The sequence below is a fragment of the Gilliamella sp. Fer4-1 genome (assembly GCF_001690515.1).
In the GTDB taxonomy this organism is placed as follows: Bacteria; Pseudomonadota; Gammaproteobacteria; order Enterobacterales; family Orbaceae; genus Gilliamella; species Gilliamella apicola_C.
In genome coordinates this window covers 1-7,117 of sequence record NZ_LZGZ01000297.1, presented here as the reverse complement: position 1 = coordinate 7,117, position 7,117 = coordinate 1, and the positions used below count along the sequence as shown (strand labels likewise).

Genomic DNA, 7,117 nt, shown 5'->3' with positions numbered 1-7,117 from the left:
ATTATAAACACCTATATGCACAAGTACAATAAAACATAATGTTGTTATCCAGTCTATATAAAATAGTAGATTTTTAAAAACAGATTTATTAAACAGAATATCGGATTTTGTTATAACGATATAAGCCCAAATAGCACTAAGAACAGTGTAAACTAGCAATAAAATTAGCCGTTGATTATTTTTTATAATTTTACATGTTTTCATAATTTATCTCTTATTCCTTTTTATTATTAATTAATGTCGCAAGTAAATGATTGTGCTTAATTCTATCAAAAATATCAGGCAGTGCTCACCTCTATAAATGTGTTATTAAGGTAATACTTTTTTCCATATTACTCTAACCAGAAGTGAGCATTAACCAAATATTGAAAGGCTACTTTATAATAGATTTTAATATATTCACATAGTGTTTTATTTTTGTATTTTCTTAATTTTGTAATTAAGATCATAAATAAATTGTGTTTCTAACAAATTGAAAAAACTTTTAGTGATCATACTATCCCAACAATTTTCAGCGTTGTTTATACTTTGGTTAAGTTTATATTGTTTGTCGCTTAATTACTTTTCTTCTAAACGAATCAATAATTACACAGAGATATAATTAATCTTCACAGTTTGATATAAGTGATATTGGTTACTCAAATATGATTGGGTTTATCAGGATTAAACTGCTTATTTAATGTATTGGGTGATGTATCATGAAATAGGCTTGTAGCAAAAGGATTAAGGTTATTGTTTGCTATCATGTTATAGAATGAAAAATCAATATGCTTTCTGGCAGAATTTTTATAATGCCCAATTTACTACTCTTTCTGCCCCATTATAGCTCATACCTCTGAACATCTGTACTAAATTTAACCGCAATGTGTTATCTTATAATCGTTATTTATATCATAAAAATGATATTTGGTTATACTTAAAGATCAGTAGCTTCAAAATTAATCAACATGACAATTAGTGGTGAAAATGGGCTGGTGTGTTAGTTTCAAATTACAAAAATATTAAAGAATACCTAGCATTAGCAAAGATGATCAATTTAGGGTATGATAATCATTCAATTTGTGGTTAATTTGAATGCTTAATAATTAAGTGCAAAATTCTTCTGAAGAAGATGATTAAATAAAAATAAATAGTAATATTTGACTAAATATTAAACTTAAACTCAAGGAGTGTTGGGAGGTAACATTGACATGAAATATTTTGCTTGGGGCATTTCGCTTTTAGTTGGGCTTATGAGCTTAGGGCAAGAAATGCTATGGTTTAGAATAGTTAGCTTTAATTTGGGTGGTGCACCTTATGCTTTTGCAATTGTGTTAGTTTTTTTCTTATTAGGCATTGCTTTTGGGGCACAGAGAGGGAAGATCATTTGTAAATATAGTTCTAATCTATTATTAACTGGGGGGCGAGTTTTAATCTTCGCAGGTGCCCTCGATATATTAATTCCATTTATTATTCAAAATATAAACCAACCGGATAATATTTCATTTCGTTTAGCGATATTTTGTATTTTGATATTGCTTGTTGCGGCTTTAAAGGCAATATTATTTCCAATCGTACACCATTTAGGTACAAATATTGCTAATGGTAATGTAGGGGCATCAGTTTCTAAAGTTTATTTTTTTAATATTATTGGCTCAACACTTGGTAGTTTATTAATTGGTGGTGTTTTCCTTGATTATGTGTCCATTTCATCAATGTTTATTTTCATTGGTATCGTTTGTGTTTTATTAGGCATTTTGATGATTATTAAAAAATCGGCCGTTTCTGTTATTGCTGTTGCTGTACTTGGTAGCTTTTGCTTTTGTTTCGTAGATAAACACACTGATTATATTTTTAGAAATACGTTTAAAAAAAATATATCTATCAACTCTTATATTGAAAATCGCTACGGGGTAATTCATATAGTCAATGATGATAACGATGGAAGGAAAAATATTGTATTAGGCAATCATATGTATGATGGTATTATAAATATGGATCCAAATAATGACATCAATGACTTAAATCGCCTTTACTTATTAGCGGCAATTCATCCCAACCCTAAAACAGCTTTGGTTATTGGTATGAGCGCTGGTGCATGGACTCGAACATTGTCCAGCTTTCCTTCATTAGAAACCATTGATGCTATTGAAATTAATAAAGGTTATTTAGATATTATTAAGCAATATCCTACGGTCTCACCATTATTAGATGATCCTAAAATAAATATTTATATTGATGATGGACGACGTTGGCTTAAACGCAATAGTGATAAAAAATATGATTTAATCATTATGAACACGACTTACCATTGGCGTTCAGGTATAACTAATTTATTATCGCAAGAAATGATGAAAATACTACAACATTCATTAAATCCTAATGGTATTTTGGCATTTAACAGTACCCGTTCACTTGATACATTAAAAACAGCACAATCGGTATTTAAACATGCTTATTGGGGTCCAATGGGCTTTATTTATGCCTCTGATTCAATGATGAAAATTGATGAAAATGTAGCTAAAGCTCGGCTTGATAAGTTAGTTTTAGATAGTAGACCGTTGTTTAATGAAGAATCTAAACAACTGGAAAACGGTGCTTACAAAAAAACATTAGAGGCAAAACTATTAAGCTTAAACGAAGTTGAAAAACTTTATAATTTAGGGAGAGAGACAGAAGTTATTACTGATAACAACATGATAACAGAATACAAGTATGGGATTTTTACAACGAAAGAGAAATAAGGAACCGTTTATGTTAAGCAAAAAACAATTATTACTATTAAGTACGCTATTTTTTATTTCTGGAATGAGTGGTTTAACTTATCAAGTCGCTTGGCAACGAGTGCTTTATTCTGCTTTTGGTTCAGATGTTGATTCTGTTGCAATTATTGTATCGGCATTTATGTTAGGACTTGGCCTAGGAGCTCTTGGTGGTGGCAGAATTGTTGATAAATACCCAAATAAAGCACTACAGCTTTTTTGTTTTAGTGAATTTGGAATTGGTTTATTTGGAATAATTAGTTATCCACTTATTTTATTTGTGGGTGATATTTTTATTAGTTACAATTTAATTGTTGTTGCCATTGTTAATTTTTTATTGGTACTTGTTCCAGCGCTCTTGATGGGAGCAACATTGCCAATTTTAATCACTTATATTGCACAGTTTTGGAAAAACATTGGTCAAACAACAGGACATCTTTATGCTATTAATACTTTTGGTGCAGCCGCTGGAGCGTTTTTAACAGGATTTATTTTGTTTATCCATTTTGGTATTAACGGTGTAACGATATTAGCAGCATTCGGTAATTTTGTTGTTGCCACACTTGCTTATCTGTTTTTGAATAAAGCACAGATAAAGGATTGATAGAAAGATCGATAAATGCTATAAAGGTATTTAAAGATGAAAATAAGCGAAAATTATCGCTTATTTTCAATTGCCTCAAAGCTAACTAATTAAGAAGCTTTATTATTAAGTATACATCATCAATAAAGTTAACGGTAGCGTAATTAGGATTGTTGATGAAGTATTCCTGTGTTTTTTAGATTTCATCTGTCATTTCCCGTTTTTTTATTTCTTTTTCTAGAGTGATAATTTTTTGCTACTCACTAGTTAGTTCTCGTTTTTGTGTTGTTGGGATTGATTTGCTTAACTTAACCCTTTTATCAAGCGTTGATTTATCTATAATTAAATGGTTAGTGATTTCAGTTAATGAAAAACGCACATTAGATGAGTATAATCAAGCGCCTTTTGATGCGCTGTATGGAATTTTTTGATCATAATGTGTTCTTCTATGATTTTTATTTATAGCATAGAGGTGACATTTGTCTATTTTAGAAGGGGATGATGATTATTCCACTGTTACCGATTTTGCCAAATTTCGAGGCTGATCAACATCGGTACCTTTGATCAAAGCAACATGATACGCTAGCAGTTGTGTGGGCACAGTGTAATAGATTGGTGCGGTGAATTCTTCGATATGGGGTAGGTTGAGAATCTGCATAGTGTCATCACTAACAAACCCTGCGCCTTGTTCAGCAAAGACATACAATTTACCACCGCGAGCTTTGACCTCTTCGATATTGGATTTGAGCTTTTCTAGCATTTCGTTAGTTGGCGCTATAACTATCACCGGCATGTCAGAGTCAATCAATGCTAATGGGCCGTGTTTGAGTTCGCCAGCGGCATAAGCTTCGGCGTGAAGGTAAGATATTTCTTTCAGTTTTAATGCTGCTTCCATGGCTATTGGGTATTCATCACCACGGCCTAAAAATAGTGCATGATGCTTATCAACAAATTGCTCAGCTAATTTTTTTATTTTTGATTCAAACGTGAGCACTTGTTCAATGCGATTGGGTAAGATTTGTAGTGCATGCACAATAGCCTGCTCAGTACTTTCTGCCATATTATTTAAACGTCCTAATTTAGCAACAAGTAATAATAATACGGTGAGTTGTGTTGTAAAGGCTTTGGTTGATGCAACGCCAATTTCAACGCCAGCTTTGGTTAATAATACTAAATCCGCTTCACGCACAAGCGTGGATGCTGCTACATTACAAATAGCAAGAGTACTTAAGTAACTATTTTTTTTGGCTAGCCGCAATGCGGCTAATGTGTCAGCGGTTTCACCTGATTGTGAAAGAGTAATAAATAGGCTATTTTTGCGACGAGCTGGTTTACGATAACGAAACTCAGAGGCAATTTCGACATCACACGGTATACCTGCTAAGGCTTCAAACCAGTAACGTGCTACCATACCCGCATTATAAGCGGTGCCACAGGCAACAATTTGTACATGTTTAACTTGTCTTAAGATACTTTTTGCTTCAGCTCCCAGTTCTGATAAATCGATTTTACCATGTGTCATGCGACCCTCAAGGGTATTTTTAATTGCATTGGGTTGTTCGTAGATCTCTTTTTGCATGTAATGACTATAGCCTGATTTATTACCCTCATCATATTTTGCATCAGATTCTATATATGGGCGGATTACTTCATGATGGCTTTTGTCTAAGATTGTTATTGAATTGTGAGTGATAAGTGCAATATCACCTTCTTCTAAATAGATAAACCGACGAGTGACAGGTAATAGCGCCAATTGATCTGATGCGATGAAATTTTCGCCTTCTCCACAACCAATAACTAAAGGGCTGCCTGAACGGGCGGCCACTAACAGAGCAGGATTGCGTATGTCCATAATTACTGTGCCATAAGCCCCTCGTAGCTGTGGTATCGCTTTTTGTACAGCCTCAAATAAGGAGCAATCTTCTGTCGATATGATGTCATGAATTAAATGAGCAATAACTTCAGTATCGGTTTGTGAATAAAATTGATAGCCTTTAGCGATGAGTTTTTCGCGTAAGAATTCAAAATTTTCAATAATGCCATTATGTACAACAGCAATAAAATCAGAAATATGCGGGTGTGCATTGTGTTCGGCTGGTTCGCCGTGAGTTGCCCACCGAGTATGTGCAATGCCAATAGAGCCTTTTATTGGATATTGTGCTATTGCATCTTTTAATGCTTGCACTTTACCAACACGGCGAACACGTTGCAAAACACTTTGTGGTGAAATGATTGCCAGGCCTGCAGAATCATAACCACGATATTCTAATCGTTTTAGGCCTTCTAGTAATATTTCTGCAACATCACATTTGGCAATAGTCCCCACAATTCCACACATAGTTTATTCCCCGTTAATTAATTTCGTTGGACGTTTCCAATTTGCAAGCTGTTTTTGTTTAACTCGGCTTACCACCAATTCATTGTCATTGACATTGTTGGTAACGGTTGTACCAGCTGCAATGGTTGCGCCTTTACCGACTTTTACTGGTGCAATTAATTGTGTGTCCGAACCGACAAACACATCATCTTCAATAACGGTTTTAAATTTATTTGCACCATCATAATTACAGGTGATAGTGCCTGCGCCGATATTGACATTATTGCCAATTTCGCTGTCGCCAAGGTAACTTAAGTGTCCCGCTTTGGTTAATTTGCCCAGGTGCGCTTTTTTTAGTTCAACAAAGTTGCCAACATGAGCTTGTTCGTCAAGCTTTGAGCCAGGTCTTAAACGGGCAAAAGGGCCAATGGTACACTGTTTAGCAATAATTGAATCTTCAATAATGCTATATGGGCTAATGTTTGAATGATCATCAATTGTGCAATTTCTTAAGATGCAACCTGCACCAATAAATACGTTATTGCCAAGTTTGACGTTACCTTCAATGATCACATTACAATCAATCGTAACATCTTTGCCGTGCAAGAGGGTTCCTCGTAAGTCAAAACGGTTTGGATCAAGCAGCGTCACGCCAGCTAGTAACAAATTTTGCGCTTGTTGGTGTTGATATTGCCGTTCTAATGTGGCTAATTGTTGGCGATTATTAACACCTTCAACTTCAAATTGTTGTACTGGGTGTGAGGTTAATATTTCATAACCATCTTGGTGTGCAAAAGCAATAATATCTGTTAAGTAGAATTCTTTTTGCGCATTATTGTTGGTTAACCGTGATAGCCAATTTTTCAATAATTTGCCGTTAACAAACATGATACCTGTATTAATTTCATTAATTTTTTGTTGCTCAAGCGTGGCATCTTTTTGTTCGACAATGGCAACAACTTTACCGTTGCTACGCTCAATGCGCCCGTACCCCGTTGGGTCATCAAGGATTACGGTCAATAATGCTATACCTTGCTTTGGTTTGCTAGCAATTAAAGTTTCCAGTGTTTGAGTCGATATAAGGGGGGTATCGCCATATAAAATTAGGATATCTTCGTCATCTTGAATGTGAGGGATAGCTTGTTGAACAGCATGGCCTGTACCAAGTTGTTCTGCTTGGTAAATCAGTTGTACATGCTGATCTTTAAGAGCCTCTTCAAGCTGTACTTTGCCATGGCCATAAACAATATTGATGCAATTGGTATTAAGTTGTTGAACTGTGTCAATAACATGTTGTAACATCGGCTTATTGCCAATTTTATGTAAAACTTTAGGTAGGTTGGAATACATCCGTGTGCCTTTTCCTGCCGCCAAAATAATCGCATTCAGTTTTGGAGGTGCAATTGCCATAATCAGTTCCGTTCAGGTTAAATTAGCCTAATACTATAATCAAAGTTTTTAATGAAATCACCCCCA

General features: G+C 34.6%; 6 protein-coding genes. 3 read left to right on the top strand and 3 right to left on the bottom strand.

Annotation, left to right across the window (positions count from 1 at the left end):
- Window positions 1–204: hypothetical protein (locus A9G30_RS13260; protein WP_218057844.1), on the bottom strand; the 204-nt coding region annotated here is incomplete at its 3' end.
- A gap of 986 nt (window positions 205–1,190) precedes the next feature.
- On the opposite strand from A9G30_RS13260, the gene A9G30_RS10250 reads away from it, so the two are divergent.
- The 3 genes from A9G30_RS10250 (at window position 1,191) to A9G30_RS13390 (ending at window position 3,755) form a co-directional block, all read left to right on the top strand.
- Entirely contained in the window at window positions 1,191–2,723 is a 1,533-nt protein-coding gene (locus A9G30_RS10250) for a spermidine synthase (RefSeq protein WP_065588893.1), read from the top strand.
- A gap of 10 nt (window positions 2,724–2,733) precedes the next feature.
- Entirely contained in the window at window positions 2,734–3,345 is a 612-nt protein-coding gene (locus tag A9G30_RS10245) for a fused MFS/spermidine synthase (protein ID WP_065588892.1), read from the top strand.
- A gap of 278 nt (window positions 3,346–3,623) precedes the next feature.
- Complete coding sequence (locus A9G30_RS13390) at window positions 3,624–3,755, top strand: hypothetical protein (protein ID WP_255305769.1); 132 nt, start codon at window positions 3,624–3,626, stop codon at window positions 3,753–3,755.
- Between the two features lie 74 nt (window positions 3,756–3,829).
- Here the strand turns inward: A9G30_RS13390 and glmS are convergent, their stop codons facing one another.
- Window positions 3,830–5,662: a glutamine--fructose-6-phosphate transaminase (isomerizing) gene (glmS, locus tag A9G30_RS10240; protein WP_065588891.1), complete on the bottom strand. Its 1,833-nt coding sequence runs from the start codon at window positions 5,660–5,662 to the stop codon at window positions 3,830–3,832.
- 3 nt (window positions 5,663–5,665) lie between these two features.
- Window positions 5,666–7,051 carry a bifunctional UDP-N-acetylglucosamine diphosphorylase/glucosamine-1-phosphate N-acetyltransferase GlmU gene (gene glmU / locus A9G30_RS10235; RefSeq protein ID WP_065588890.1) on the bottom strand — a complete coding sequence of 462 codons (1,386 nt, stop codon included), beginning with the start codon at window positions 7,049–7,051 and terminating at the stop codon, window positions 5,666–5,668.
- Between the last annotated feature and the right edge of the window lie 66 nt (window positions 7,052–7,117).

Bases quoted from the DNA above. Each gene is read 5' to 3' on its own strand.
- A9G30_RS10250 (WP_065588893.1), top strand. From the start codon at position 1,191: ATGAAATATTTTGCTTGGGGCATTTCGCTTTTAGTTGGGCTTATGAGC.
- A9G30_RS10245 (WP_065588892.1), top strand. From the start codon at position 2,734: ATGTTAAGCAAAAAACAATTATTACTATTAAGTACGCTATTTTTTATT.
- glmS (WP_065588891.1), bottom strand. From the start codon at position 5,662: ATGTGTGGAATTGTGGGGACTATTGCCAAATGTGATGTTGCAGAAATA.
- glmU (WP_065588890.1), bottom strand. From the start codon at position 7,051: ATGGCAATTGCACCTCCAAAACTGAATGCGATTATTTTGGCGGCAGGA.